The following is a 25,796-nucleotide window of genomic DNA, read 5'->3' on the forward strand; positions in this document are numbered from 1 at the left end:
AGCCGTTCGCCGGACACCGCGTGGAAGAATAACCCTATGACTGCTATTCCTACCGCAAAAGCGACCATCCACACGTCGATGGGCGATATCCGCGTCAACCTCTTCGGCAACCACGCGCCGAAGACCGTGCGGAACTTCGTCGGCCTTGCGACGGGCGAAATCGAGTGGACCGATCCCGCCACCGGCGAGAAGACCAGCCGTCCGCTCTACGACGGCACCATCTTCCACCGGATCATCAAGGACTTCATGATCCAGGGCGGCGACCCCCTGGGCCGCGGCACCGGCGGTCCCGGCTACCAGTTCGACGACGAGATCAGCCCCGATCTCGACTTCACCGCCCCGTACAAGCTGGCCATGGCCAATGCGGGCATCCAGATGGGCCGCGGCACCAACGGTTCTCAGTTCTTCATCACCTCGGTGCCCACCACCTGGCTGCAGGGCAAGCACACCATCTTCGGCGAGGTCGCGGACGATGAGTCGAAGGCCGTCGTCGACGCCCTGAACGCCGTCGCCACCGACATGCGCGACAAGCCGGCCGAAGACGTAGTCATCAACAACATCACCGTGGAACAGCTCTAACGCTGTCGCCACAGCCCCGGCCGGTTCCTCCGGCCGGGGCTTTTCGTCCATTCGGGAGAGTACGAACATGTCCTATGGAGTTCCCGCTGAGTCTGAAGCGTCCCAGGCACCCGTCTGCCCGAGGCACCCCGACCGGATCAGCTACATCCGCTGCCAGCGCTGCGGCCGGGCTGCCTGCCCGGAATGCCAGCATGCGGCTCCGGTGGGCATCCAGTGCGTGGACTGCTTCCGCCAGGCCGGCGCCCAGGCACCGAGGTACCGCACGGCCGTAGGCGGAACGGTGCGCGGGGGACGCCCGGTGGTCACCTACACGCTCATGGCCCTCTGTGCCGCCGCCTACATCCTGCAATGGGTGGTTCCCGGCTTCACCGAACGGTTCTGGTACCGGCCGCTGCTCACCGGATTCGAACCGTGGACGGTTCTCACCTCCGCCTTCCTGCACTCCACCGGTTCGGTGCTGCACATTGCCTTCAACCTGTATGCGCTGTGGTTCCTGGGACGGGCCTTGGAACCGATGCTCGGACGCAGCCGCTTCATCGCGTTGTACCTCATCTCGGCCCTGGGCGGTTCCCTCGGAGTCCTGCTGCTGGGCAACCCGCTGGCTCCGGTGCTGGGCGCCTCGGGGGCCATCTTCGGGCTCTTTGGGGCGCTGCTGATCCTGCAGCGGCGCCAAGGCGGTGACATCCGCGGCATTGTGGTCTTGCTCGCGATCAACCTCGCCCTGGGCTTCTTTTACCCCAATATCTCCTGGCAGGCGCACGTCGGCGGACTGGTCACGGGCCTGGCCTGCGCCCTCGTCCTCGGATACGCGCCCCGCGGCCGGCACCGCACCCTGATCCAGTGCCTGGGACTCGCCGGGATCACCGCCGTCATCCTCGTCGGAGGACTGATCCGTGTGGACGCCCTGTACGGCGCCCTGGCCGGGGGCCTGGGCTGAGCGATTTTCATCCACAGACTTACCCACACCCGTTAAAAAGTCTTATCCACAGGGTTACCAACAGTGTTAATAACTACAGGCGTGTCGTTCGACCGCCTAGTAAACGGCGTCAGCCGGGGGAAGGACCGTCGTGACGGGCGGGAACGGCCGAAAGGCGGTCCAAGGGACTGTCCACAGCTACACACAGGTATCCACAGGACTTATCCACAATTCTGTGGATAACCGAGTTATCCAGAGGCTGTCCAGACTTACACACATGTAATTCCACAGCTGTGGATAACCCTGCTTCCCAGTAACGACGCGCTTTTTGGTTGCAGATCCCACAGTTCTGTACACACCTGTGGATAACTCTGTGCACACGGTGTGTACAGAAGTTCCCGCGGACGGGGTTAAACGGCGATGCCCGTCTCCGAGGGAGACGGGCATCGGCGAGGCCGGGGCGGGTCAGCGCCAGCGCGTGGTCATCAGGAAGCCGGCGATGGCGATGCCGAACCCGGCCAGGATATTGCCGGAACCAAAGGCAGGCACCGGGTAGCGGCCCTCGGAAATGTAGAACACGAGGATCCACACCAGCCCGATCAGCATGAGCCCGAACATGACCGGCTTGAACCAGACGGGGTTGGGCCCGGGCTCGGCAGCCGGCTTGCGGTCTGCCTTCGCCGGGACCGGCTTCTTGCGGGGCTTCGACTCGGGCACGCATCCTCCTAGCAGAACCGGCACGGTGCCGGCTTCTCGTTGCGGGCGAAACGGCTTTGCCGGAAGTGCCGCGCCGGAAGCTATCCTTGCAGGGGGCGACGCTGAAGCCGTAACGCTTCGTTTATCCTAGCGAATCCGCGCCCGCCCAGGGTCACCATCCCGAGAGCAGCCCGGTGCGCCGGGAAGGAGGGGGTGCGCGTGAGCGCCACCAGCACGGGCCGCCGCACGGCTGCCCGGCCGAAGCCCAGGCGCAGCCTTGCCGGAATGGCCGTCCAGGCCGTGGGGGAGCTGCTGATCACCGCCGGAATCCTCCTGGTGCTGTTTGTCGTCTGGCAGCTGTGGTGGACCAACATCGACTCCAACCGGCAGCAGGCCGACGCCGTGAGCGGGCTTGTCGAGCAGTTCGAGGTGCCGCTTGACCCGGCGCCGGCACCTGCCGTGGACCGGGAGCCGCAGGTTTCCGATCCCGTTGCAGCGGGCACCACCTTCGGCATTGTCTACATTCCGCGGTTCGGGGAGGACTACGCGCGGCCGTTGACCTCCGGCGTGGGCGGCGACGTGCTCGACAACCTGGGCCTGGGCCACTATCCGGACACCGCCATGCCCGGAGCGGTGGGAAACGTCGCCCTCGCCGGCCACCGGCAGACCCACGGCCAGGTACTGGACGCCATCCACACGCTGGTGCCCGGCGACAGCATCTATGTCCAGACCGCCGAGGGCTATTACCGCTACGTGTACCGCAACAGCGAGATCGTCATGCCGGACCGGGTGGACGTGATCGCTCCGGTCCCGACCCGGCCGCAGGCAGAGCCGGTGGAGCGGCTGTTGACGCTTACCTCCTGCAACCCCAGATTCGGTTCCCAGGAACGCATCATCGCCTATGCCGCGCTCGACTCCTGGCAGCCGCTGCAGGACGGGCCGCCGCAGGAAATTGCCGACCAGGTGGCGCGGGTCGCCGGCCGGGCCGGCTGAAGAATGGAGAGTTAAGATGTACGGATGGATTTTCCGGCGCCTGCCGGGCCCGCTGTGGGTGCGGATCCTGACGGCCGTCCTGCTGGCGGCCGCGGCCGTGCTGGCCCTGATGACCTATGTCTTTCCCTGGCTGGCCGAGTTCAGCTTCCTCAGTCCGTTTACCGATTCCACCATTGAAGGTTCCTGATCATGACCCGCATCCTCGTCGTCGACAACTACGACAGCTTCGTCTACACCCTGGTGGGCTACCTGCAGGAGCTGGGCGCCGAAACCACCGTGATCCGCAACGATGAGCTGGGCGCAGTCGACGTCCTGCAGCTGGCCGCCCGGCATGACGGCGTCCTGGTCTCTCCCGGCCCCGGCGCTCCCGGCGAGGCCGGGGTCTGCATCGAGCTGATCCGCTGGTGCGGTCAGGTCGGCAAGCCGATGCTGGGGATCTGCCTGGGCCACCAGGCGCTGGCCGAGGCCTACGGCGGCACGGTCACCCATGCCGAGGAACTGATGCACGGCAAGACCTCGCAGGTCGAACACGCCGGCGCCGATGTCTTCCAGGGCCTGCCGTCGCCGCTGACCGCCACCCGCTACCACTCGCTGGCCGCAGTCGCCGACAGCGTGCCGGCCGACCTCGAAGTGACCGCCCGGACCCCCAGCGGGATCATCATGGGGCTGCGGCACCGCACGGCGCCCCTGTCGGGCGTCCAGTTCCATCCGGAGTCTGTGCTCACGGAGGGCGGCTACCAGATGCTCGGCACCTGGCTGGAGTCCCTGGGCCTGGCTGGAGCAGCGGAGCGGGCCGCGGGCCTGAGCCCCCTGATGTCCACCGAGGCGGAGCGGGCCGGCCTCCGAAACGGTTGAGCGCCCCGCCGGATCACCGGGAGGCGTTCAGCCGCGAACGGAGCGGGTCAGTCGTCGTCGCCGCGCTCGGTGGCGCTCGGGCTGGGGCTGGGTGACGGGGTCACCGGCGCCTTGGCCACGGTCAGGGAGATGCTGCTGCCCTGGGGTACATCGGTTCCCGCCGCCACGGACTGGTCGACGACCGTGCCGGCCGGCACCTCGGCGTTCTCCACCTCGCTGATGGTGACGGTGAGCTGGTATGCGGTGTTCGCCAGCACCTCCTCGGCCTGCGCGCGGCTCATGCCGACCAGGTCCGGAAGGGTGACCTGGCCCGTGGAGAGCACCAAATCGACGGTGGAGCCGGTCGCGACGGAGGTGCCGGGCTCCGGGCCGCTGGAAAGGACCCGGCTCTCGGGAACCGACGCGCTGTTGGCCGTGGTGGTCGTTCCGCCCTGCAGGCCCAGGCTGCGCAGGACATCCCGCGCCTGGGGCTCGGTCATCCCGATCAGGTCCTCCGGGATCGTCACCTCCGCCGGGCCCTGGGAGATCAGCAGCGTGATCCGCCCGTCGAGGGGCGTGTCCGTGCCGCCGCCGGGCTTGGTACCGATTGCGTAGCCGCTTTCCACCGTGTCGTGGTAGTCCTGCTCAATCATGGGCGCATTGAACCCGGCACCGGTAATGGCGTTCTGTGCGTCCGTTTGGCTCATGCCGGCGACGTCGGGCACGACGGCGGTCGTGGCCTCCGGCTCGGCGGAGGTCAGCAGGCTGTAGATCAGGACGCCCGCCGCCGTCAGCAGCAGGGCCAGCAGCACCAGCAGGGTGGTGACCCAGGCCCGCCGCCGGTCACGGCGCTGCGGATCGCGGTCCCGGGAGGCCGTCACGGCACCCGCGTCGCTGTCCCGGGAGCCGTCGTCGTCGTCGTTATCGGCGTCGGAGGCAGGGGACTGGCTGGTCAGCGGTCCGCCGGCCATGACCCTGGCCATTGCCCGGGTCTGCGGTTCCTCCGCAGCCTCCGGGACGGGCTGGGCCGGGGCGACGGCGATCGCCTCGGTGGCCGCGGTCAGCGGCTCCTCGCCGCGGGCCGCCGCCTCAAGGGCCAGGCTGAATTCGCGGGCGTCCTGGAACCGGTCATTGCGGTCCTTGGCCAGGGCGCGGAGCAGGATCCGGTCCAGCTGGACGGAGATGCCCGGCTTCAGGGAGCTGGGCACCGGAGGCTGTTCGCGGACGTGCTGGTAGGCCACCGAAACCGGACTGTCACCGATGAACGGCGGCCGCCCGGTGAGCATCTCGTACAGCAGGCAGCCAGCGGAGTAGAGGTCGCTGCGCGCGTCCACGGTCTCGCCGCGGGCCTGTTCGGGGGAGAGGTACTGGGCGGTGCCGATGACGGCCTGGGTCTGCGTCATGGTGGCGGCGGAGTCCGCAATGGCACGGGCGATGCCGAAGTCCATGACCTTGACCTGGCCGTGCGGGCTGACCATGACGTTCGCGGGCTTGATGTCGCGGTGGACGATTCCCGCCCGGTGGCTGTACTCCAGCGCGGAGAGCACGCCGAGCATGTAGCCGACCGCGTCCCGGGGCGTGATGTCCCCGGCCTTGATCAGGTCGCGCAGGGTCTGACCGGCCACGTACTCCATGACGATGAACGGCAGCCGGATGTCGTCCGGACCGGCGTTGTCGGCCACCTCGTCACCCGTGTCGTACACGGAGACAATGGCCTGGTGGTTCAGGCCGGCCACGGCCTGCGCCTCGCGGCGGAAGCGGGACTGGAACAGCGGGTCCCGCGCCAGGTCCGGGCGCAGCACCTTGATGGCCACCGTCCGGCCGAGCCGGACGTCCCGGCCCAGGTAGACGTCCGCCATGCCGCCGCGCCCGATCAGCTCACTGACCTCGTAGCGCCCGTTCAGCACCCGGTCGGCCTTCATGGTGGGCTGACGGTATCCGTAGTCTTCGGTCATGGCGTACTGCCGTCATTTGGTTCGGACTGCTGGGTCGGCTGGGTCGGCTGGGACGGCGACGGCTGGGGAGCGCTGGTCTCCCGCGGGCCGGACGAGACGATGTAGGTCACGTTGCTGCCGGCTTCGACGCTCTGGTTCGCCGCCGGGGAGGTGCGGATGACCGTGCCGGCCGGCTGGCTGGAAGGCTCGGTGCCGCCGTTGATCGGCACCAGTCCGGCCTCGCCGATGGCAGCCTGGGCCTCGACCTCGCTGAGCCCGACGACGCTGGGCACGGTGGCCAGCTCGGGGCCGGAGGAAACGATGACGGTGACGACGTCGCCGCGGTTCAGGACGCCTTCGGGGCGCACATCCATGACGATGCCCTCAGCCACCGTGGACGAGGGCACGCGCTGGGCATCGACCTGCAGGCCCAGGTTGGTCAGCTCGGCGGCCACCTCGTTGATGTTGCGGCCGGTGTAGCCGGCAGCGCTGACGGTCACCTCATTGGCGTCCTCGCTGGGCGTGGTCTCCTCGGGCGAGGGGCTCGACGGCGCCGCGCTGGGGCTGGTCGCGGCCGGGCTGCTGGGAGCGGGATCGTTGTCCGCGTCCTCGGTGTTCGAGGCCAGGGCAAGCCAGGTGACGAGCCCGCCCAGCAGCAGCACGAGCACCACGATCAGCGGAATCAGCCAGCGCCGGCTGCGCCCGTCCTGACGGTCATCCTGCTCGGGCGGCAGGGCGCCGTCGTCGTCGATCTCCTCGTCGGTCCACTCGCGGGACGCTTCCAGGCTGCCGGTGTCGGCGGCCACCGACGCCCCGGCCACGGTGGGCAGGGCGGACGTGGACGGCGCGGCGGAGCCGACCACCTGGGTGGCCGAGGTTCCGGCGGTGGGCACGGGAGCGGTCACGGCTCCGCTGTCCGCCGCGCCAAAGGCCAGCATCCCGGGCACGGCGGCCTGCGCAGCGGCGATGTCGCCGCGCCGGATGGCCGCGACAGCCTTGGCGAGGGCGGCGGCGTCGGCCGGGCGGTCGGCCGGGTCCTTGGCCAGCATCGACATGATCAGGGCGCGCACGGGCGCGGGGATGCTGTCGGGAAGCGGCGGCGGGGTGTCGTTGACCTGGGCCAGGGCAATGGCGATCTGCGATTCGCCGCTGAACGGGCGGGTGCCCGCCAGCAGCTCATAACCGATCACGCCCAGGGCATAGATGTCGCTGGACCCGGTGGCCTGCTGGCCCGTGGCCTGCTCCGGGGCCAGGTACTGGGCGGTGCCCATGACCTGCCCGGTTGCGGTCAGCGGCACTTGGTCGGCCAGGCGGGCGATGCCGAAGTCGGTGATCTTCACCCTGCCGTCCGGCAGGATCAGCAGGTTGCCCGGCTTCACGTCCCGGTGGACCAGCCCGCGCTCATGGGCGGTCTGCAGGGCGGCAGCGGTCTGCTCGATGATGGAGAGCGTGCGGTCCGGGGACAGCACCCGTTCACGTTCGATGATCGTCGACAGCGGCAGACCCGGCACGAGCTCCATCACCAGATAGGCCGAGCCCTCCTCTTCGCCGTAGTCGTAGACGTTGGCGATGCCTTCGTGGTTGAGCAGGGCGGTGTGCCGCGCCTCCGCGCGGAACCGGTTCAGGAACCCGGGGTCACCCGTGTACTCCTCCTTGAGGATCTTGATGGCGACGATGCGGCCGAGGACCTGGTCGCGGGCCTTCCAGACCTCGCCCATGCCGCCGATCGCGATCCGCTCGGTCAGCTGGAACCTGCCGCCTAAGGTGATACCCGATGTAGGCCTCACTTGTTCAACACCGCCTCTAGGAGTTTTTGAGCGCTTGGAGTAGTCAGTTGTGCACCGGTGGCCAGGTCGACGTCCTCCATGACGACGGCGATGGCCACCTGCGGGTCGTCCGCCGGGGCGAAGCCGGTGAACCAGGCGTTGTCGCCGCGGCCTTCAACCTCGGCGGTGCCGGTCTTGCCGGCGACCGTGAAGCCGGGAACCTGGGCGGAGGTCGCAGTGCCCCGCTCAACCACATCCACCATCCACTCGGTGAGCTGCCGGGCAGTCTCCGGGCTTACCGAGGTGTTGAGGACCTCGGGGTCCGGCTCCTCGATGACGGAGAGGTCGGAGGCACGCACGGTGCGGATGAGGTTCGGCTTCATCTGCACGCCGTTGTTGGCGATGGCGGAGGAGATCATCGCGACCTCCAGGGGCGTGGCGGTCACGCTGCCCTGACCGATCGAGGACAGCGCCAGCTGCGCCTGGTCCTGCTCGGTGGGGAAGTGGCTGGCCTCGACCCGGGTCGGAATGTTGATGGAGGTATCGAAGCCGAACAGCTTGGCCTGCTCGGCGAGTGCGCCCTCGCCCAGCTCCCAGGCCATCTGCGCGAAGACCGTGTTGCAGGACTGCTCCAGGGCGAACTGCAGGTCGGCCTCGGTCCGGCTGGAGCAGGCCCCGTTGACGAAGTTCGGCAGGGCGATGTTGGTGCCGGGCAGCGGGAGTTCCTGCGGATTGGGAATCACCGAATCGGCGTCATAGCTGCCCGACTCCAGCCCGGCGGCCGCGACCACCAGCTTGAACACGGACCCGGGGGCCAGCAGGGACTGCGTGGCGGGGTTCAGGTAGGGCGAGAGGCCCGGAACCGCCAGCAGCTCGTCCATGTTCTGCGTCACGACGCCGGTGTCGTGCCCGGCCAGCAGATTGGTGTCATAGGACGGCTTGGAGACCATCGCCAGGATGTCGCCGGTCTTCGGATCAAGCATGACGATGGATCCGCGCTGCCCGTCCGGAATCAGGTCATAGGCCATCTGCTGCAGCTGCGGATCGATGGTCAGCTCCACCGAGGCGCCCTGCGCCTCGCCGCCGGTGAACAGCTGGACCAGCCGCTCGTAGAACTGCTCATTGCTGGTGCCGGCCAGATAGTCGTTCATGGCGCTCTCCAGCTGCGTGTTGCCGTGCGCCAGCGAGAAGTAGCCGGTCAGATGCGAATACAGCTCGGGAGAGTTGTACACCCGCTGGAACTTGAACTCGTCGTCGGAGGGCACCGACTCGGCCACGGGGACGCCTTCAACGAGGATGGAGCCCCGGTCCCGGCCGAAGTCCTGGTACACGCCGCGGCTGTTGTAGGGGGTCATGTCCCCCAGCTCCTCGGCGGCGAAGAACTGCACGTAGGTCAGCGAGCCGAGGACGAGGACGAACATTGCCAGGGCGACGACCCAGCTGTTGCGGATTGCCTGGTTCATGCCCGGCCTGCCTCCCTTGCTTCCTGGTTGCGCGGCCGGGCCAGTGCCGGCGTGCCGGCGCCGGGCAGCGCCGGGACCATTTCGGAGTCGAGGGGCCCGGACACCGCCGGCCGCCGCGAGGCCTCCGAGATCAGCAGCAGCAGGGCCACGATGATCCAGTTCGCCAGCAGGGACGATCCGCCGGCGGACATGAAGGGCGTGGTGAGGCCGGTCAGCGGGATCAGCCGGGTCACGCCGCCGATCACGACGAAGCACTGCAGGGCGATCGTGAAGGACAGGCCGCAGGCCAGCAGCTTGCCGAATCCGTCGCGCGTTCCCAGGGCGGCGCGGAAGCCGCGGGAGACCAGCAGCACGTACATCAGCACGATGGCGAACAGGCCGATCATGCCAAGCTCCTCACCCAGCGCGGCGATGATCATGTCCGAGTTCGCGTAGGTGACCAGGTCCGGGCGGCCTTCGCCCAGCCCGGTGCCGGTCAGGCCGCCGCTGGCCAGGCCGAAGAGGCCCTGGACGACCTGCCAGCTGCCGCCCGGCCGCTCGATGACCTCGGGATCGAAGGCATTGATCCACCCGTCAATGCGCAGCGCGACGTGGCTGAAGAGCTGCATGGCGACCAGGCCGCCGACAGCCACCAGGCTGAGCCCGATGAGCACCCAGCTGACGCGGCTGGTTGCCACGTAGATCATGGCCATGAACAGGCCGAAGAAGAGGATGGAGGACCCGAGGTCGCGCTGGAAGACGAGGACGCCGATGCTGACCAGCCAGGCCACCACCATGGGCCCCATGTCCTTGAACCGCGGCAGCTGGAGCGGCCCGACCTTGCGGCCGGCCAGCAGGATCAGGTCCCGGTTGGTGGAGAGATATCCGGCGAAGAAGATGGCCAGGGTGATCTTGGCGATTTCACCGGGCTGGAAGGTGCCGAAGCCAAGACTGATCCAGATCCGGGCGCCGTTGATCTCCACGCCGAGCGGAGTCAGCGGCAGCAGCAGCAGGACGGCGCTGACGATCAGGGAGATGTAGGTGAACCTCCGCAGGATGCGGTGGTCCCGCAGGACAAACAGCACCACGATGGACGCAGCCACCGCGAGGGTTGTCCAGAGCAGCTGGCGGTCCGCCGCGGTGTCCCCGGACACGAGGTCCAGCCGGTGGATCATGGCCAGTCCGATGCCGTTCAGCGCGGTCACCAGCGGAAGTATTACCGGGTCGGCATATTTCGCCCGGAAGCGCAGCACGATGTGGAAAACCACGACGAGGCCGCCGAGGGTACCCGCCTGGAGCCAGAAGTCCCGGCTGAAGGTGCCTTCCTGGTCAACCGTGACCAGGAAGTTGGCGCCCACGCCCACAGCGAGGGCGACGAGCAGCAGGAGGGCCTCGATGTTGCGCCGGGGCTTCGGAGCGGTCAGGAGATCGGACATTACTGCTGCCCCTCACACTGGTCGGCGGCGCCGGCTTCCGGGGAGGCCTGCGCTTCGGTGTCCTCCGGCGCCCGGCTGGGGGAGGCGGACGCCGGGGCGGAAGCCTCGGCACGGTTGTCCTCCGCCCCGCCCTCGGCCGGCGGGCAGGCCAGAGCCGCACGGGCCGTGCCGCGGAGCTCTTCGACGATCTGTTCGGCGTGTTCGAGATCCCTGGCCGGCAGGGTCCGCTCCACCCGGTCCCGGGAGTATTCGGGCAGGCTGTCCACGGTGATGTCGGAGACCTCGGAGACATGGCTCAGCTTGATCGGCCCGACGGTCTGGGACACGCCGTTGAAGATCGCCACCCGGTTGTCCTGCGACCCTACGTAGTAGCGGGTCTGGGTCCAGGCGTACCCCACCCAGAGCACGCCGGCGAGCAGGACGGCCAGCACGGTGAGGATCGCCGGTATCAGCCAGCGCGGCCGGCGGCGCCGTGGTGCTGCCGGCTCCTGCTCGGTTTCCGACTCCGGCTTGTGCATCAGCATGCGGGCGGCGCGGCGGTCCGCGGACTGGCGGGCGACGATGGGAATCTGGCCGGTTTCGGTGGCCAGGGCGGCCGCTCCCACCAGGACGTGCGGACGGGACTGCAGGTCCTGGCGGATGAGGGCGACCCGTGCCGCCTCGGCGGCGGCGTCGTCCTCGGCGCTGTTGCCGCCGGGGCCGGGAACCTGGCCCCGGGCCTCGTCGGCGTCGTCCTCGGAGGTCGTCCGGGCCCGGGCGGCGGGCTGCCAGTCAATATCCCCGGGCGCTGCCTCACGTACCGCAGCGGGGCCGGCGGCGGGATGTGCTCCGCCCGGAGCCGACGCGTCGGGGGCATGGCCGGCGTAGGCAGCGGCGACGGCCGCGGCTTCGGCTTCGGACTCCGGCACCGGCTCGATGACGGCGACGGTCACGTTGTCGGGAGAGCCGCCGGCAAGGGTCAGCTCAACGAGGGTGTCGCAGCATTCCTGCAGGTCCGGAGTCGACCGGACCACCGCCTCGATCTCCTCCTCGCGCAGGACGGCGGTCAGCCCGTCGGAGCAGAGCAGCCACTTTTCGCCGGGGACGACGTCGAAGGTCGCCAGATCGAGTTCGGGGCTCGCGTCTACGTCGCCCAGGACGCGCATGAGGACGTTCTTGTGCGGGTGGATCTCCGCTTCCTCCGGGCGCAGCCGGCCCTCATCGATGAGGCGCTGCACGAACGTGTGGTCGATGCTGATCTGTTCGAAGACCCCGTCGCGCAGCCGGTAGGCCCGGGAATCGCCGATGTGGGCGAAGGCGAAGCTGCTGCCGTGCAGCAGCAGGGCCGTGACGGTCGTGCCCATGCCGGAGAGCTGGGGGCTGGTGGTGACGAGCTCGGACAGCAGCGAGTTTGCGGCCTGGATCTCGTCAGCCAGGACGGTCAGGGGCTGACCGTCCTGCTCCGGGCGGTCGAGATGCACGAGGTCCAGGACGGTGGAGGCGGAGGCCACGTTGCCGCCGGCGTGCCCGCCCATGCCGTCGGCCACGACGGCCAGATAACGGCCGGCGTAAGCGGAATCGTCGTTCTTGGTACGGACCATGCCCACGTCGGAGCGCGCGGCGTACCTGAGGACCATACCCATGGTCATGGCCTCAATTCGATGACCGTCTTACCGATCCGAATCGGGACGCCGGGTTCCACGGGCTGTGCCCTGGTGAGCTGGTTTTCGCCGAGGAACGTGCCGTTGGTGGAGCCCAGATCCTCGATGAACCACCGGCTGCCCTGCGGGAAGAGCCGGGCGTGCCTGCCCGAGGCGTAGTCGTCCTCCAGGACCAGGGTGGCTTCCTGGGCGCGGCCCAGCAGGATGGGGCTCGCGGCCAGGTCAAGCGAGGTGCCGCGCAGCGGGCCTTCAGTCACCACCAGGCGGGTCGGTGCCGTCCTTGGGGCCGGTGTCTGTGCCTGGAGCTCGGGATTGCGGCGCAGCTGCCGGGCGCTCGGCGCCGCGGTGCGGTTGCGGGCGCCGACGACAAGGTCACGCCGGATCGCAGCCACCACGGACAGCACCAGGATCCAGAGCAGCAGCAGGAAGCCATAGCGGAGCAGCGTGACCGTCAGTTCATCAAGCACTAGTGTCCCCCGGTCGGTACAGGAAGCAGCCGAAACGTGATGCGGGTGCGGCCCATGGTGATGACCGCGCCGTCCTCCAGCCGGACCTCGCCGCGGATTCGCTGGCCGTTCACGTAACTGCCGTTGGTGGATCCGAGGTCCACGGCGCGGATCGTCCCGCCGCCGGCCCGGATTTCCAGATGCCGCCGGGACACTCCCGTGTCGTCGACCATGATGTCGGCCTCGGAGGAACGGCCCAGGACCACAGAGGATGCGTTGATCGAATAACGCTGCCCGTTGATGTCCAGCACCGGCTGCATCCTGGCCGGACTCTGCCGGGGAGCCGGCGGGGAGGGGCGGTGCGGAGGTGTTGCCGCGGCCCGGGTGGACTTTTCCGAGGACGAATCGATCTCCATGCTGCCGCCCCGCAGCGAGGAATCACGGGTGAAGGACACCCGGACCGGGCCCTGCAGCGTGTAGGACTGGCTGCGGGCGTGCCTGATGATGACGTCGCACAGCTCCTCCGCCAGCGGCGCGCCCCATTCCTGGGCCCGCGAGAAATCGGAGTCGGCGAGGCGGATCGTGAAGACGTTGGGGGCGAGGGCGCGGCCCTGGCTGACCGTGTAGGAGCGCTCATCCAGCTCCCGGCGCAAAGCGGTGGCCAGTTCCAGCGGTTCTACCCGGCCGGATGATCCGGTGGAGAAGGCGCTGCGGACGACCCGTTCAATGCCGCGCTCAACGTTGTCGAGCAAGCCCATGTTCGCCTCCTTCCACAATCCTCACAGCTGATGGATGCCGGACCGCCGCTCCGCCGAAAGCGGCGGCGGCGCAGGTACGGCACTGGTACACCTACTCCGATACTACTGGGGTCCGCGCTCACGTGTCTCAACAAGGTACCGCCGAAACAGGCACTGCCCTTGACGCCGCGCCTGCTGTCCTGTCCGCGGAGGCGGACGCCGGCAAGCGCCTCTCCGGCGCCGGGAAGGCCCTTCGAGCCCCTTGTCGGAGGGGGTTTTGGGCTCGTTTAGGCGTTTCGGAAAAAGTTCTGTATGCTTGATTCTGCTGTTCCCGAGGAAACGGAAACGCAGAGGTTCGACCAGCCGGCTGATAACCGGCAGGGAGACCGATTGCACATCGTGGCCGCGGGAGTTCACTTGCGCGAGTGGCGGAACGGCAGACGCGCTGGCTTCAGGTGCCAGTGTCCGAAAGGGCGTGGGGGTTCAAATCCCCCCTCGCGCACCAACAGGGAATCACCCCGGCTCCGGCCGGGGTGATTTTTTTGTATGTCCGGACGCCTCCGGTGCGGAGGCAGCTCGGCGGCACCTGTGCGGGTCTGCGGATCCGTGCGGCGACGGCGCGGGTCCGGGACGGGGCAGTGCGCCGTCCCGGACAGCCGTCAGCGTCCGGGTGCCTGCTTCTTCCGGTCCGTGGCGTCCTGCGCGGCCTTCTCCCGCAGGCGGCGCTCTTCCTCACGCACGGCAGCGAAGGTAGCACGCTCTTCGACCAGCCATGCCGGCGGGTCCGCCAGCAGCGCCTTGATCTGCTCGGTGGTCAGGGCCTCGGTGATGCCGCCGCGGGTCAGTCCGCTGATCGACACGTTCAGCTTGCGGGCGACCTCGGGCCGGGGGTGCGGACCGTTGCGGCGCAGCTCGGTGAGCCACTCGGGCGGGTTGGACTGCAGGGCCAGGAACTGCTCACGGGTGAGCGGGCTGTCCTGGAAGTCTGCGGGTGCTGCGGGCAGGTAGATGCCCAGTTTCTTGGCGGCCGTTGCCGGTTTCATGGCCGGCTGGCTCTTGGAGGAACTCATACGGCAAGGGTATCGGGCGCGGGGCCGGCCGTGCTCCGGGCTCCGGCGGGTCTCCCATTTGTCAGGGGACGGCCGGAGACAGGGCGGCGGTGTGGGAAAGTTGACGGGTGGCCGCCAAGACTGAATCCGATCCCGCCGCGCTCCGCGTGGTTTACGTTCCGGGAGTGACCCCGGGCAAATGGCTGGGCCGCTGGCGGGAGCGCTCGGACCGTCCCCTCGACGCGTTCCAGGCTGAGGAAACAGCAGCGGAGGACATGCTGCGCAGCGGCGGGGCACACCTTGCCTTCCTGCGTTTCCCGGCGGAAGGATATGCCCGGCCCGAGGGGCTCAGTGCCGTACCTCTTTATGTGGAGCAGCCGGTGGTGGTTGCCCCCCGTGACCATGAACTCTCCCTGTTCGATGAACTCGACCTTGCCGCGCTGGCCGGGGAAACACTGCTGGACCCGGCGGTGATGGGCGGCGCGGGCCCGGGGATCGAAGTGGTGGCCTCGGGTGCCGGCCTGATGCTGCTGCCCATGTCGGTGGCACGCCTGCACGCCCGGCGGGACGTGGTGGCACGGCCGGTGCGCGACGCCGCGGCCACCCGTATCGTGTTGGCCTGGCCCGAGGACGTCGACAGCGACGATATCCAGGAATTCGTTGGGGTGGTCCGCGGGCGGACCGCCAACAGTTCCCGCCAGCCCTCGGCGGAGACTCCACGCAGCGGTAAGAGCGCCGGTAAGGGCGCCGATAAGAGCGCCGCGAAGGGAACCGCCGCCACGAGCAGGGGAAAGGGCGCGGGGACAGCCGCAGGGCCCCGGTCGGGCCGCGGCGCCGGGCGGGGCGGGCGGGCCTCGGGAGGAGCGACGCCCCGGCGTCGGGGGCGGTGAACCGCGGCCCCTCCGCATGGTGAGTCACCGGAAGGCCCGGCGGCGCGGATTTGGGGGCGGTGTTGGGTAACGTGTGCCCATGCGAATCAAGATGAGCAGCATCCACGTCACGGATCCGGCGGCCGCCTTTGAGTTCTATACCGGAACACTGGGCTTCGAACCGCTGATGGTCATGCCGGAGTACAACCTCTTCGTGGTTCGTTCCCCTGAGGAGCCCACAGGTCCGGGACTGTTGCTGGAGCCCAGCGACAACCCGGTCGCCGAGGCGTACCGGAGCGGCCTTTACGCCCTGCGCCTGCCGGCGGTCGTGCTGGGGGTGGACGACCTGGCGGCCGAGGTGGACCGGCTGACCGCCCTGGGCGTGAGGTTCACCGGCGAACCGACCTCCGACGCCCTCGGCACCCAGGCGGTCTTCGACGACGGCTGCGGCAACTACATCCAGCTGCACCAGGACTGACTAGGCAGACAGCCAGATCCGCACTCCGCCGAGGAGGGCATGGACGGTGCCGTAGACGGCGTACAGGCTAACGGGAACCATGAGCATCCACTCGCGCCAGGAGCCTGCCCGCCCGATCAGCGGCAGGGATACGCAGCCGCTGCTGCGCCAGATCCTGTTGATGCCGGGAACGCGCTGCAGGGCCCGGGGGCGCTTGAGCCGAAACGGCCAGAGCAGCATGACTCCCTGATGCGTCAGCAGGTCTCCCACGATGTGGGCCGCCACGCCGAGTCCGACCGCCAGGGGAAGCCAGGCATTGTTCTCCGGGGCGTAGACGGCGACGAACAGTGACAGGGAGAGGGCCAGGACCCAGCTGCGGACCGGCCCTCCGGCGATCTTCAGCGCCTTGAGCGCAAAACCCATCAGGAGCACGGACAGGATCCCGGCCCCCACCGCGACGCTGCCCAGGACGGGCACATCGGCGGTGATGCGGCCGAGCGCCGCCGCCAGGGCGGTGAACGCAATCACCCCGAGCACGGAGTGGGTCCCGCGTCGGTGGCCGCCGCTGAAGTGCTCGACCAGCCGGGCCAGGACGGTGGTGACCGGGGGCAGGGCATGGGCAATCGTTCCGCTGCGGTGGTCGATATCCGGCAGCAGGGCGGCCCCCGCCGTGAGCAGGGCTCCGCTGACGATGCCCAGCGGATCGACCGGGTACCAGCCAAGGGCAAAGGGGGCGGTGGAGGCGACGGCGACCCAAGCCGCTGCCCCGCTCGCGGCGTGGTGGCCACCCATCATGGTGCGGTGATCCTTCTGACGTTCGTTGATGCCTGTGCCGGGACCGGCACCAGATGATCTTCACATGCGGCACTGACAAACGGCCGGAGAGGCCTGGACGGTCAGCGGTTCTGCGGGAGCTTCAGCCGCTGCAGGATGTCCTGCGCAATTTCCGGAGGTGTCAGCATGATGTCGACGGTGATACCAGGTTCGGTCGGGTCCAGCGGCTCCAGGGCGGCGAGCTGGGAGGTGAGCAGCGCCGGTGGCATGAAGTGCCCGCTGCGGGTCTTCATCCGTTCCCGGAGGACCTCCGGGGCACCGGAAAGGTGCACAAAATGGACGTCTCCTTCCGCAGTGCGCAGCTTGTTCCGGTAGGACCGCTTCAAGGCGGAGCAGGTGACGATGGTGGAGCGTCCATGCCGGGCCTGGATGCTCATCCAGTCGCGGATCGCCGCGAGCCAGGGGCGGCGGTCGTCATCGGTGAGGGGGATTCCCGAGGTCATCTTCGCGATGTTGGCGGCGGAGTGGAACTCGTCGGCCTCCGCCGCAATCCAGCCCAGGTGCTCGGAGAGGCAGGAGGCGATGGTTGTTTTTCCGGAGCCGGATACGCCCATGACGACCACGTGCTGCGGGGTAACCTCCATGGTCATCTCCTTGCTCAGCCTGCTGCGGACGACGCGTGTCGGCAGGCACCGCGATCCGTGACAAAGGTATCACCATAGAGTGGCCTGCCGCATTGCCGCGGACTACTGTGAACAGCGGGGTCCGCGGCGGGGACCGATGACGGGAAGAGGGGTATCGGGTGGAACTGCGCGGGTCCGCGACAGCTGCGCCGGCAGCCGTCCTCAGCGAAGGCGTGATCGAGGCCCTGGGCCGGCGCATCATCGAGGGAGCACTGCGCCCGGGTGACCGGCTGACCCTCGAAGCGCTGCAGGAGGAATACCTCGTGTCCCGCACCGTGGTACGCGAGAGCATCCGGACGCTCGAGACCCTCAACCTGGTGTACTCAAAGCGCCGGATCGGGGTGGTCGTGCAGCCCGCCCAGCGCTGGAACGTGCTCGACGCGCGGATCATGCGCTGGCGTCTGTCCGGAAGGGGCAGGGCAAGCCAGTTCCGTAGCCTGACCGAGCTGCGGGCTGCGGTTGAACCCGTCGCAGCCGCCTGCGCGGCCCGCAGCGCCGGGCTGGAGGAGCGGGCCCTCCTGGTCGAACTGGCTGAACGGATGCGCCGGACCGGCCCGGCCGGGGGCGGGGAGGACTTCCTGGCCGCCGACATCGCGTTCCACACGCTGCTGCTGCGCAGCAGCGGCAACGAGCTCTTCGCTTCGCTCGACTATGTGGTGCGTGAGGTCCTGGAGGGCCGTACCCGGTTGGGCCTGATGCCTGCCTCGCCCGCCCAGGCGGTGCACCGGCACGAACTCATTGCGCGTGCCGTCTCGGAGGGCCGGCCGGCGGAGGCCCAGGACCATACCGCGCGGCTGCTGGATGAGGTCCGCTCCGCCATCGGCGACTGACCTTTGCCCCGGGAGGGGCGGGCCCCGCGTGCGGGGTGCCCGCCGCCCCGGCGGCCGAAGATGGACTACTCGGTGGGCTGGGTGGCCATGCCCTCCGGGATGACCACGCTTGCCGTCGGTTCAACGTTCTCGGCGTCCACCATCCAGGCGTACTGCTCAAGCTTGGCGATGAAGCCGTGCAGGATGTCCGCGGTGGTCGGATCCTCCTCGTCCACCTGGTCATGGACCTTCCGCATCCGGTCAACGACGGCGTTCAGCATGGCGACGACGAGAGCGACGGTGTCCCGCGTGCCGACAAGGCCCGCCGGGAACGGGGGCAGTGAGGTGCCTTCTGCGACGGCGCGGCTGCGGCCGTCCGGCACTGCCTGCAGGGCGCGCATCCGCTCAGCCAGTTCGTCCGCGAACGCGCGGGCATCTTCGATGATTTCGTCCAGCTGCAGGTGGAGGTCCCGGAAGTTGCGTCCCACGACGTTCCAGTGCGCCTGCTTGCCCTGCAGATGCAGTTCGATCAGGTCAACGAGGACGGCCTGCAGATTGGTGGTCAGTGTTTCGGATGCCTTCATTTTTCCTCCACTCATGGGAACGGTTCAGCCTGTAAGGGAACCTGCCTAAGCAAGCTTATCAAATGTTGATAAGGCTACTTACTTTGGATAGCGTGTCAGGCGAGGGGCCGGAAAGGCCTCCGCACTGAGATTTCCACTATCGGAGGGAAGTGCATGACCACCGTAGAAGAATCAATCAACGTCGCAGTCCCCGTAACCACCGCCTACAACCAGTGGACGCAGTTCGAGTCGTTTCCCCACTTCATGGGCGGCGTGGAGTCCGTGACCCAGACGGCCGACACGATGACCCACTGGAAGACCAAGGTCGGGGGTGTGGAACGTGAGTTCGACGCCGAGATTACGGAGCAGCACCCGGACGAGCGGGTGGCCTGGAAGAGCGTCGACGGAAAGTCGCATGCCGGCGTTGTCACCTTCCACCGGCTCAGTGACACCGAGACCAGGGTAACCGTCCAGCTCGACTGGGATCCCGAAACCTTCACCGAGAAGCTGGGGCACCTGGTCGGCGCCGATGACCGTCAGGTGAAGTCCGACCTGGCCCGGTTCAAGGAGTTCATTGAGTCGAGGGGGTCCGAAACCGGTGCCTGGCGCGGCAACGTGGACGCCCCCGGCAATGCCGCCACCGGATCCGGCCCGGCCCCCGCCTCAGGTGCGGCGGCGGCGGGCACCGGCACGGCGGCCGCCACCGGCAGCGGACTCCACGCGGCGCCGTCCGCCGACCCGGCGATGGATGACCCGGAGTCCGGCGGGCCGCGCGCCGGCCTGTAACCACCCCGGTACGAAGCCCGGCCTCCTCAGGAGGCCGGGCTTCGTCGTGTCTGAGGGGCGGCGGAGCTGCCGTTAGGCCGGTTCCAGTCCCTTGGTGGCCGGACCTTCCAGCAGGGTGCCGTCGGCGGAGAAGCGGGAGCCGTGCAGCGGGCAGTCCCACGACAGCTCGGCGTCGTTCCAGTTCAGCACGCCCTTCAGGTGCGGGCAGACCGCCGAGACCCGGCTGGTGACTCCGTTGACCGTGCAGATGCCCACCGGCTGCCCGTTCTCCCGGGCCACGACGCCTTCGCCTTCGACGGGCGGCTCATCATCGGTGGTCCGCAGCAGGCCGCCGGCCCACCCGGTGACCATGGACAGACCCACCTCGGCGTTGTAGCCGGCACCGGCAGCGGCGTCACGCGGTGCCAGCTGCGGCTTGTAAAGCCGGGCAGCCCAGTCGTTGCGTCCGCCGAGGATCTGCGCCGACAACGCCAGGGCGGCCGCGACGGCGTTGGTCATGCCCCACTTGTTGTAGCCGGTGGCGGCATAGACGTCGCCGCCGCCCAGCGGAACCCTGCCGACATACGGCATCTTGGAGGCGGGGGAATAGTCCTGGGCGGACCAGGCGTAGCTGTGCTCGGCCAGCACCGGGAAACGGTCCACGGTCCAGCCGGTGAGGTCGTCCACCAGGTCCCGGGTGTGGCGGTGCCGCCCCACCGTATGGCCGTTTCCGCCGGCCAGCAGGTACTCCGTCCCGTCGACGGCGGCGGTCCGCAGGGAGCGGCTCGGCGAATCGACGGAAAGGTACATGCCCTGCGGCACCCGGCCGGTGGTGGGCAGGGCGACGGCGTACGAGCGCTGCGGCTTGAGCGCGGCGAAGTACCCGCCGCGGTCCAGGAACGGTATGCCGGTGGCCAGGATGACATTGCCGGCGGTGACCTCGCCGGACCCGGTGAGCAGCCGCGCCTGGCCGCCTTCGTGCCGCAGGGAGGTGACGCGGACGCCCTCGACGAGCTGCCCGCCGCGGGCGCGCAGCTCGGCCGCCAGCGCCGCCAGTGCCTGCAGCGGATGGATCTGTGCCTGTCCGGGCAGGCGCAGGGCACCGCTGACCGCCCACGGCAGTTCGGTTTCGGTGGTCAGCTCCACATCGAGGCCGGCCGCCGCGGCGGCATCCCGCTCCGCCTCCAGGCTCCTGCGCCCCTTGGCCGTCTCGGCGTAGGTCCAGGCGTCCCGGACCTCGTAGCCGACGCCGTTCTCCTCCAGGAAGCGCAGCAGCCAGCTCTGGCCCTCCCGATTGCCTTCGACGTAGGCGCGCACCGCGTCGTCGTCGTGGTGCTGGCGGATCGAGGAGAGGCTGGTGCCCTGGAGCAGGGAGACCTTGGCGGTGGTGTTGCCGGTGGTGACCGCGCCCACCCGGCGGGCCTCGAGCACGGCCGTGCTCAGGCCGGCGCGGGCCAGCAGGACGGCGGCGGTCAGGCCGGTCAGCCCGGCGCCCACCACGACGGCGTCGTAGCTGGCTCCGGGGGCAAAGGTATCGGTATCAATGGACGGGGCGGTGTCGAGCCAAAGGGATTTCATCGGGTCCTTTCCGAGTCCGGCGGGTTCCTGTGGGCAGCGGTCGGCGGGGGCGGTCAGCCCTCCCGCCAGTCTCCGGTGGTGATGTGCGAACCGCCCTGCGGGCCCATCTGCAGCATTCCGCCGTCCACCGGCCAGGACGCACCGGTCACGTAGGACGCGGCGGGGGAGGCCAGGAAGGCGACGACCTCGGCGATTTCCCAAGCATCGCCGGGCCGGCCGAGCGGGATGCCGGGGCGGTCCTTCGCTCGGGGATCCTCATCGTCCTGGCCGGTCATCGGCGTGGCGATTTCCCCGGGAGCGACGGCGTTGACCGTGATCCCGTGCTGTCCAAGTTCAAGGGCCATGACCTTCAGGAGGCCCCCTAGGCCGTGCTTGGAGGCGGTGTAGGCGGCGGACCCGACCCGCGGCTGGTGCTCATGCACGCTGGTGATGCCGATGATCCGGCCGCCCTGCCCGGCGTCGACCATCAGCCGGGCGGCGGTCTGCAGGCAGACGAAGGCGCCGTTAAGGTTGGTGTTGACGGTCTGCATCCAGGTATCGAAGGGCACCTCGAGGAACTTCTCGCCGTCGCCCGTTCCGGCGTTGTTGACAAACACGTCCAGCCCGCCGAGCTGCTCCGCGAGCTGTTCGATGACCGGACCGCAGCTGAGTGGATCGGAGGTGTCGATCTGCGCCGTGTACGCGTTCCGCCCCAGGGTCCGGACCTCCTCCGCGGTACCCAGGGCGCCCTCCTCGTCCGTGTGCCAGGTGATGCCTACGTCCATTCCCGCCCGGGCCAGGGCCACGGCCGTCGCCCGGCCGATTCCGGAATCCGCTGCGGTGATGATCGCCCTGCTGGGTGCCTCCGGCATTTATTCCTCCTTCGTTTCGAACAATAGTAAGCATGCTTCCCATGAATCGGGCACTGTGCAAGAGTTGGAACACCACCGCGGGTGCGCCAGTTCGGTGGGCGCCCGGCCCGCATTTCCGACGCACGGGAGTCGATATGTCATACGCACAGAGCGGCAGCGGCGGACTTTCCACCCGCCGTACCTCAGCACAGATCGCAGCGATCGTCTTCGGCATCGCCTTCCTGGTCCTGGGGGTGGCCGGGTTCATTCCCGGACTCACCACCGAATACGGATCCCTGCTGTTCGCGGGGCCCGATTCCACCGCCGTCCTGCTGGGCGTCTTCCAGGTTTCGATCCTGCACAACGTGGTCCACATGCTGCTGGGCTTCGCGGGTCTCTGGATGGCGCGCACCAACTCCTCCGCGAAGACCTACCTGATCGGCGCAGGCGTCCTGTACCTGCTGCTGTTCCTGTACGGACTGCTGGTGCCCCTCGGCTCGCAGGCCAACTTCGTGCCCTTGAACCAGGCGGACAACTGGCTGCACCTGTTCCTCGCAGCGGCCATGATCATCCTGGGCTTTGCCCTGGGCAACTCCACCCGACGTGCCGGCAGCGGCGGCTACCCCTCCGGCGAGGGCTACGTCCCCAACTAGGCCTGCTGCCCGGCCGGCCCGGCCGCGTCCGTCCTGCACCAGCCGCCCCCGGCAGCCGCCGGGGGCGGCTGCGTGCAGTGCCGCGGCAGTGGCAGACTGGGAGGCACCACCGGCCCGACGGGAAGGAATCCCTTGTCCACTGCACTTCTGGTCATCGATATGCAGAACGCCTACTTTGAAAGCCCTGAGCTGCAGAAGCACCAGGCGCGGATGGTCGAAAAGACCAACGAGCTGATCCGCATCGCCCGCTCCGCGGACGTTCCCGTCCTCATGGTCTGCACCGAGCACGAGCAGGACCGGTCCACCTGGACGCTCAGCATGCTCGACGACGGACAGGGCTTCATTTTCAGCGGAAGCGAGCAGGCGGACTTCATTCCCGGATTGGAATATGAACAGCTGCCCCGCCTGGTCAAGACCCGCGACAGTGCGTTCGTCGGTACGGACCTGCTGCTGCGGCTGCGGAACTGGAATGTGGAGCACTTGGTGCTGGCCGGCGTCGCCACCCACAACTGCGTGGGACAGACCGCCGCCGAGGCTTTCGCACACAACTTCCGGGTGGTCTTCGCCGGTGAGGCCGTGGCCTCCACCGATGAGGAATACGAACAGTCAATGCTCAAGATGCTGACCGACGAATACCGCCAGCGGATCATGGACAACGCCGAGCTCAGCACGTTCCTGACGGGCTCGGACTGACCCGCGGCACCGCTGCGGGCCGCCCCGACGGGGTGGTTCCCGGCGGCCGGGTGTGGCTAGGGTGTGGTCATGGACACTGACGATATTCAGCAGCGCATCCAGGACCTCGTCGAGCGCGAACAGGAGCTGCGCGACGCCGGGCCGGACGCCGGCCCCGAGCACGCCGCCACGCTCCGCCGCACGGAGGAGCAGCTGGATCAGCTCTGGGACCTGCTCCGGCAGCGGCGGGCGAAGCTCGACGCCGGAGAGGATCCCGACGACGCGGAGGTCCGCCCGGTCGACGAAGTGGAAGGCTACCGGCAGTAGCCGCACCTGCTCCGGGGCCGCGGCCCCGGAGCAGGTCAGCGGCCGGAACGTTCGCCCGGCAGCAGCACCCGGGACAGGGTCCAGGCCCCGACCGTGCGGCGGAACCAGCTTTCCCCGCCGAACGTCTCCAACGCCGCCCACAGCGCCAGCGACCAGCGGGCCAGACGCGCCATCAGCGTCTGGTAGCGGGGAGTCAGCGCCATCAGCGAGGCGGCCCCGAAGCCCGCAGCGGCGAGCAGCGGGGCGTTCGGCTTCTCAATGATGGTCTGCCGTCCGAACCGGTCCTTGAAGAAACTGCTCAGCCACATGCTCAGGCCCCTTTCCTGGTCCTCGTGCTCTTGGCGGTGCCGGACTTGCCGGAAGCCGTCTTGGAGGACGACTTCGCGGTGCCGGATTTCGTGCCGCTGCTCCGGGACGAGGAGCTGCGGGCGGACGTGCTGCGGGACGATGTCCCCTTCGACGAGGTGCTCTTCGAGGAAGACGAGGACGAGGAGCCCGACGACGACTTCGAGCCGCCGGAGGAGGACCGTGACCGTGACCGGGCCGGAGCCTTCGCGTCGTCGTCCTCCTCCGCGTCCGGGGAATCGTCGGAGTCCTTGTCCTTGGCGGAGCCCCCGGAGGAACGCCGGCCCCGGCCCTTTTCGACGCTGCGGCGCAGGGCCTCCATCAGGTCCAGGACCTTGCCGCCCTCCTCCTCATCATCCTCGCCGAAGGTGTCTTCGGTGCTGACCGTTTCCCCCTTCTCCAGCTTGGCCTCGATCAGCGTCTTCAGCTGCTCCTGGTACTCATCGGTGAACGCGGCGGGCTCGAAGTCGGAGCTGAAGGAATCCACCAGGGCGGAGGACATCTCCAGTTCCTTGGCCGAGATGCGCACCTTCTCATCCAGCGACGGGAAGGCGGCCTCGCGGACCTCGTCCTCCCAGAGCAGGGTCTGCAGCACCAGGACGTCCCCGCGCACCCGCAGCGCACCTAGCCGCGTCTTCTGGCGCAGCGAGAACTGCACGATGGCCGTCCGGTCGGTCTCCTCCAGGGTGCGGCGCAGCAGCACGTAGGACTTCGTCGACTTCGAATCCGGCTCCAGGTAATAGGTCCGATCGAACATGATCGGGTCCACCTGCTCGCTGGGCACGAATTCGACGACGTCGATCTCCCGGCTCTTCTCCACCGGCAGGGACGCGAGGTCCTCATCGGTCAGGACCACGGTCTGCTCGCCGTCGTCGTAGGCCTTGGCGATGTCCTTATAGTCCACGACCTTGCCGCAGATCTCGCAGCGCCGCTGGTAGCGGATCCGGCCGCCGTCGTGGTCGTGGACCTGGTGCAGGCTCACGTCGTGGTCTTCGGTGGCGGAATAGACCTTGACCGGGACATTGACCAGGCCGAAGGCGATCGCGCCCTTCCAGATGGCTCTCATGGAACCAGTGAACACCAAGCATGCTTGGCACCGCCACAGTCCGTCGGCCGGTGACAGGTCAGCCCGCGTCCGGGAACAGGGCGTCGGCGACCGCCCGGAAGCCCTCGGCGCTGCGGAAATAGGACCCGTGCGACTGCGGAAACGCCTGTCCTGAGCTCAGCTCGACGTCGCGCACCGGATGGGTGCGCCCGCCCGCCGGCCACACCCGTTCAGCGCAGAAGGCCAGCAGGTCGCGGCGGTCCCAGAGGTTCAGCCACGGCGCCGACGGCGCGGGCGCGGGTGCCGCGGCCGGGTCCGCCCCGGGCACGGCGAGCCCGAGCAGGACCAGCCAGGGCGCCTGCGATCCGGCGGTCACCAGCAGATCCACTCCGAGGGAGGCGGCGTCGGACTCCCGCAGCAGGTCCACGGCCGCGACCCCGCCCAGGCTGTGCCCGTAGAGGATGACGGGGCGGACGGGAGCCGAGGCCGCCAGGTCGGCGCGGATGAGCTCCCGCACCCGGGCGCCCTGGGCCAGGTAGAAGCCGATGTTGCGGGCAAAGTCACCGGCGGCGTCGGTCAGCGCGGCCCGGTGCCGGACCGCGACGCCGGTCAGCAGGCCAAGCAGGGCATCGCCGGCCAGTTGCCCGGCGGCCGCACCCGGTTCGGCACCCAGTTCCGCCGCGAGATCCGCTGCCGCGTCCGCCGCGGCCCCGGCCGTCACCGCGTCCGGCGTGACCCCGGTCGCCACGGCGGGTTCCTCCTCCGGCAGCGCCGGTGCGGCGGGAAGGTCAGGCGGCGCGATCCGGGTCCAGTCCAGGACCTGCAGCCCGAAACGGGCCAGGCGCGGTTCCCCGGCCAGGCCCGCGCGCAGCAGATCGGCCACCGAGCCGTCGGTCGGCCCGGTGCCCTGCAGGAAGACCAGGGTGCCCTGGCCGGCGTCGGCGATGTCCGGCTCCTC

Annotated in this window: 28 protein-coding genes, 1 tRNA gene and 1 pseudogene; 13 read left to right on the forward strand and 17 right to left on the reverse strand. The window is 68.9% G+C overall.

Going from position 1 to position 25,796, the window contains the following annotated elements:
• Nucleotides 1-36 precede the first annotated feature (36 nt).
• Together AC5RUW_RS03100 and AC5RUW_RS03105 are read left to right on the forward strand one after the other, a co-directional pair.
• A complete protein-coding gene (locus tag AC5RUW_RS03100; RefSeq protein ID WP_494006371.1) occupies nucleotides 37-579 on the forward strand; it encodes a peptidylprolyl isomerase in 543 nt (180 codons plus the stop codon).
• A 202-nt stretch (nucleotides 580-781) separates the two neighbouring features.
• Nucleotides 782-1,516 carry a rhomboid family intramembrane serine protease gene (locus tag AC5RUW_RS03105; protein ID WP_494159340.1) on the forward strand — a complete coding sequence of 245 codons (735 nt, stop codon included), beginning with the start codon at nucleotides 782-784 and terminating at the stop codon, nucleotides 1,514-1,516.
• Nucleotides 1,517-1,960: 444 nt separating this feature from the next.
• On the opposite strand, the gene AC5RUW_RS03110 is transcribed toward AC5RUW_RS03105, so the two are convergent.
• Complete coding sequence (locus AC5RUW_RS03110) at nucleotides 1,961-2,212, reverse strand: cell division protein CrgA (protein WP_494006373.1); 252 nt, start codon at nucleotides 2,210-2,212, stop codon at nucleotides 1,961-1,963.
• A gap of 264 nt (nucleotides 2,213-2,476) precedes the next feature.
• Between AC5RUW_RS03110 and AC5RUW_RS03115 the strand changes: the two genes are divergently transcribed.
• Genes AC5RUW_RS03115 through AC5RUW_RS03125 form a run of 3 tightly spaced genes read left to right on the forward strand, consistent with a single transcriptional unit; the run spans nucleotide 2,477 to nucleotide 4,039 of the window.
• The gene (locus tag AC5RUW_RS03115) at nucleotides 2,477-3,184 is read left to right on the forward strand and encodes a class E sortase (protein WP_494159556.1); all 708 of its coding nucleotides are present in this window, start codon (nucleotides 2,477-2,479) and stop codon (nucleotides 3,182-3,184) included.
• Nucleotides 3,185-3,200: 16 nt separating this feature from the next.
• A complete protein-coding gene (locus tag AC5RUW_RS03120; RefSeq protein ID WP_494006374.1) occupies nucleotides 3,201-3,371 on the forward strand; it encodes a hypothetical protein in 171 nt (56 codons plus the stop codon).
• The gene (locus AC5RUW_RS03125) at nucleotides 3,368-4,039 is read left to right on the forward strand and encodes an anthranilate synthase component II (protein ID WP_494159557.1); all 672 of its coding nucleotides are present in this window, start codon (nucleotides 3,368-3,370) and stop codon (nucleotides 4,037-4,039) included. Before AC5RUW_RS03120 ends, AC5RUW_RS03125 begins: the two co-directional genes overlap by 4 nt.
• Before the next feature lie 47 nt (nucleotides 4,040-4,086).
• Here AC5RUW_RS03125 and pknB read toward each other — a convergent pair whose 3' ends face one another.
• Genes pknB through AC5RUW_RS03160 form a run of 7 tightly spaced genes read right to left on the reverse strand, consistent with a single transcriptional unit; the run spans nucleotide 4,087 to nucleotide 13,440 of the window.
• Complete coding sequence (gene pknB / locus AC5RUW_RS03130) at nucleotides 4,087-5,973, reverse strand: Stk1 family PASTA domain-containing Ser/Thr kinase (protein ID WP_494159341.1); 1,887 nt, start codon at nucleotides 5,971-5,973, stop codon at nucleotides 4,087-4,089.
• Entirely contained in the window at nucleotides 5,970-7,739 is a 1,770-nt protein-coding gene (locus AC5RUW_RS03135; protein ID WP_494159342.1) for a protein kinase domain-containing protein, read from the reverse strand. The genes pknB and AC5RUW_RS03135 overlap by 4 nt, the downstream gene beginning before the upstream one ends.
• Nucleotides 7,736-9,181: a peptidoglycan D,D-transpeptidase FtsI family protein gene (locus AC5RUW_RS03140; RefSeq protein WP_494159343.1), complete on the reverse strand. Its 1,446-nt coding sequence runs from the start codon at nucleotides 9,179-9,181 to the stop codon at nucleotides 7,736-7,738. Before AC5RUW_RS03140 ends, AC5RUW_RS03135 begins: the two co-directional genes overlap by 4 nt.
• On the reverse strand, nucleotides 9,178-10,596 hold the full coding sequence (locus tag AC5RUW_RS03145) for an FtsW/RodA/SpoVE family cell cycle protein (protein ID WP_494159344.1): 1,419 nt from the start codon (nucleotides 10,594-10,596) through the stop codon (nucleotides 9,178-9,180). Before AC5RUW_RS03145 ends, AC5RUW_RS03140 begins: the two co-directional genes overlap by 4 nt.
• Nucleotides 10,596-12,224 carry a PP2C family protein-serine/threonine phosphatase gene (locus AC5RUW_RS03150; RefSeq protein WP_494159345.1) on the reverse strand — a complete coding sequence of 543 codons (1,629 nt, stop codon included), beginning with the start codon at nucleotides 12,222-12,224 and terminating at the stop codon, nucleotides 10,596-10,598. Before AC5RUW_RS03150 ends, AC5RUW_RS03145 begins: the two co-directional genes overlap by 1 nt.
• On the reverse strand, nucleotides 12,221-12,703 hold the full coding sequence (locus AC5RUW_RS03155) for an FHA domain-containing protein FhaB/FipA (RefSeq protein WP_494159346.1): 483 nt from the start codon (nucleotides 12,701-12,703) through the stop codon (nucleotides 12,221-12,223). The genes AC5RUW_RS03150 and AC5RUW_RS03155 overlap by 4 nt, the downstream gene beginning before the upstream one ends.
• Nucleotides 12,703-13,440, reverse strand: a complete 738-nt coding sequence (locus AC5RUW_RS03160; protein ID WP_494159347.1) for an FHA domain-containing protein — start codon at nucleotides 13,438-13,440, stop codon at nucleotides 12,703-12,705. Before AC5RUW_RS03160 ends, AC5RUW_RS03155 begins: the two co-directional genes overlap by 1 nt.
• Before the next feature lie 398 nt (nucleotides 13,441-13,838).
• On the opposite strand from AC5RUW_RS03160, the gene AC5RUW_RS03165 reads away from it, so the two are divergent.
• Nucleotides 13,839-13,924: transfer RNA gene (locus AC5RUW_RS03165), tRNA-Leu, on the forward strand.
• A 154-nt stretch (nucleotides 13,925-14,078) separates the two neighbouring features.
• Here the strand turns inward: AC5RUW_RS03165 and AC5RUW_RS03170 are convergent.
• Nucleotides 14,079-14,489 carry a DUF5997 family protein gene (locus AC5RUW_RS03170; RefSeq protein ID WP_494159348.1) on the reverse strand — a complete coding sequence of 137 codons (411 nt, stop codon included), beginning with the start codon at nucleotides 14,487-14,489 and terminating at the stop codon, nucleotides 14,079-14,081.
• 107 nt (nucleotides 14,490-14,596) lie between these two features.
• Here AC5RUW_RS03170 and AC5RUW_RS03175 point away from each other — a divergent pair, with 107 nt between their 5' ends.
• The gene (locus AC5RUW_RS03175; protein ID WP_494159349.1) at nucleotides 14,597-15,358 is read left to right on the forward strand and encodes a LysR family transcriptional regulator substrate-binding protein; all 762 of its coding nucleotides are present in this window, start codon (nucleotides 14,597-14,599) and stop codon (nucleotides 15,356-15,358) included.
• A gap of 79 nt (nucleotides 15,359-15,437) precedes the next feature.
• The gene (locus AC5RUW_RS03180; RefSeq protein WP_494159350.1) at nucleotides 15,438-15,815 is read left to right on the forward strand and encodes a VOC family protein; all 378 of its coding nucleotides are present in this window, start codon (nucleotides 15,438-15,440) and stop codon (nucleotides 15,813-15,815) included.
• On the opposite strand, the gene AC5RUW_RS03185 is transcribed toward AC5RUW_RS03180, so the two are convergent.
• Complete coding sequence (locus tag AC5RUW_RS03185; protein ID WP_494159351.1) at nucleotides 15,816-16,589, reverse strand: metal-dependent hydrolase; 774 nt, start codon at nucleotides 16,587-16,589, stop codon at nucleotides 15,816-15,818.
• Between the two features lie 101 nt (nucleotides 16,590-16,690).
• Nucleotides 16,691-17,212 (reverse strand): gluconokinase, encoded by a 522-nt coding sequence (locus tag AC5RUW_RS03190; protein WP_494159352.1) that lies wholly within the window; start codon nucleotides 17,210-17,212, stop codon nucleotides 16,691-16,693.
• Nucleotides 17,213-17,370: 158 nt separating this feature from the next.
• Between AC5RUW_RS03190 and AC5RUW_RS03195 the strand changes: the two genes are divergently transcribed.
• Complete coding sequence (locus AC5RUW_RS03195; protein WP_494159353.1) at nucleotides 17,371-18,081, forward strand: FadR/GntR family transcriptional regulator; 711 nt, start codon at nucleotides 17,371-17,373, stop codon at nucleotides 18,079-18,081.
• Nucleotides 18,082-18,146: 65 nt separating this feature from the next.
• Here the strand turns inward: AC5RUW_RS03195 and AC5RUW_RS03200 are convergent, their stop codons facing one another.
• Entirely contained in the window at nucleotides 18,147-18,644 is a 498-nt protein-coding gene (locus AC5RUW_RS03200; protein ID WP_494159354.1) for a Dps family protein, read from the reverse strand.
• A 153-nt stretch (nucleotides 18,645-18,797) separates the two neighbouring features.
• On the opposite strand from AC5RUW_RS03200, the pseudogene AC5RUW_RS03205 reads away from it, so the two are divergent.
• Nucleotides 18,798-19,241, forward strand: a pseudogene (locus AC5RUW_RS03205) (SRPBCC family protein); the annotation flags it as partial.
• Nucleotides 19,242-19,481: 240 nt separating this feature from the next.
• Here the strand turns inward: AC5RUW_RS03205 and AC5RUW_RS03210 are convergent.
• Together AC5RUW_RS03210 and AC5RUW_RS03215 are read right to left on the reverse strand one after the other, a co-directional pair.
• Nucleotides 19,482-20,966, reverse strand: coding sequence for an FAD-dependent oxidoreductase (locus tag AC5RUW_RS03210; protein WP_494159355.1), 1,485 nt, complete (start codon nucleotides 20,964-20,966; stop codon nucleotides 19,482-19,484).
• Between the two features lie 53 nt (nucleotides 20,967-21,019).
• The gene (locus AC5RUW_RS03215; protein ID WP_494159356.1) at nucleotides 21,020-21,817 is read right to left on the reverse strand and encodes an SDR family oxidoreductase; all 798 of its coding nucleotides are present in this window, start codon (nucleotides 21,815-21,817) and stop codon (nucleotides 21,020-21,022) included.
• A 134-nt stretch (nucleotides 21,818-21,951) separates the two neighbouring features.
• Between AC5RUW_RS03215 and AC5RUW_RS03220 the strand changes: the two genes are divergently transcribed.
• The 3 genes from AC5RUW_RS03220 to AC5RUW_RS03230 all read left to right on the forward strand — a co-directional run bounded on the left by AC5RUW_RS03220 (nucleotide 21,952) and on the right by AC5RUW_RS03230 (nucleotide 23,448).
• Nucleotides 21,952-22,449, forward strand: a complete 498-nt coding sequence (locus AC5RUW_RS03220; RefSeq protein ID WP_494159357.1) for a DUF4383 domain-containing protein — start codon at nucleotides 21,952-21,954, stop codon at nucleotides 22,447-22,449.
• Between the two features lie 132 nt (nucleotides 22,450-22,581).
• Nucleotides 22,582-23,142: a cysteine hydrolase family protein gene (locus AC5RUW_RS03225; RefSeq protein ID WP_494159358.1), complete on the forward strand. Its 561-nt coding sequence runs from the start codon at nucleotides 22,582-22,584 to the stop codon at nucleotides 23,140-23,142.
• A gap of 69 nt (nucleotides 23,143-23,211) precedes the next feature.
• The gene (locus AC5RUW_RS03230; RefSeq protein WP_494159359.1) at nucleotides 23,212-23,448 is read left to right on the forward strand and encodes a DUF2630 family protein; all 237 of its coding nucleotides are present in this window, start codon (nucleotides 23,212-23,214) and stop codon (nucleotides 23,446-23,448) included.
• Between the two features lie 35 nt (nucleotides 23,449-23,483).
• On the opposite strand, the gene AC5RUW_RS03235 is transcribed toward AC5RUW_RS03230, so the two are convergent.
• From AC5RUW_RS03235 to AC5RUW_RS03245, 3 genes are read right to left on the reverse strand one after another with little or no spacing between them, the layout of a single operon-like run.
• Nucleotides 23,484-23,756, reverse strand: coding sequence for a hypothetical protein (locus AC5RUW_RS03235; RefSeq protein WP_494159360.1), 273 nt, complete (start codon nucleotides 23,754-23,756; stop codon nucleotides 23,484-23,486).
• Between the two features lie 2 nt (nucleotides 23,757-23,758).
• A complete protein-coding gene (ku, locus tag AC5RUW_RS03240; protein WP_494159361.1) occupies nucleotides 23,759-24,859 on the reverse strand; it encodes a non-homologous end joining protein Ku in 1,101 nt (366 codons plus the stop codon).
• A gap of 58 nt (nucleotides 24,860-24,917) precedes the next feature.
• Entirely contained in the window at nucleotides 24,918-25,721 is an 804-nt protein-coding gene (locus AC5RUW_RS03245) for a hypothetical protein (RefSeq protein WP_494159362.1), read from the reverse strand.
• Nucleotides 25,722-25,796: the final 75 nt, after the last annotated feature.

Source organism: Arthrobacter sp. Y3222053, assembly GCF_059092805.1.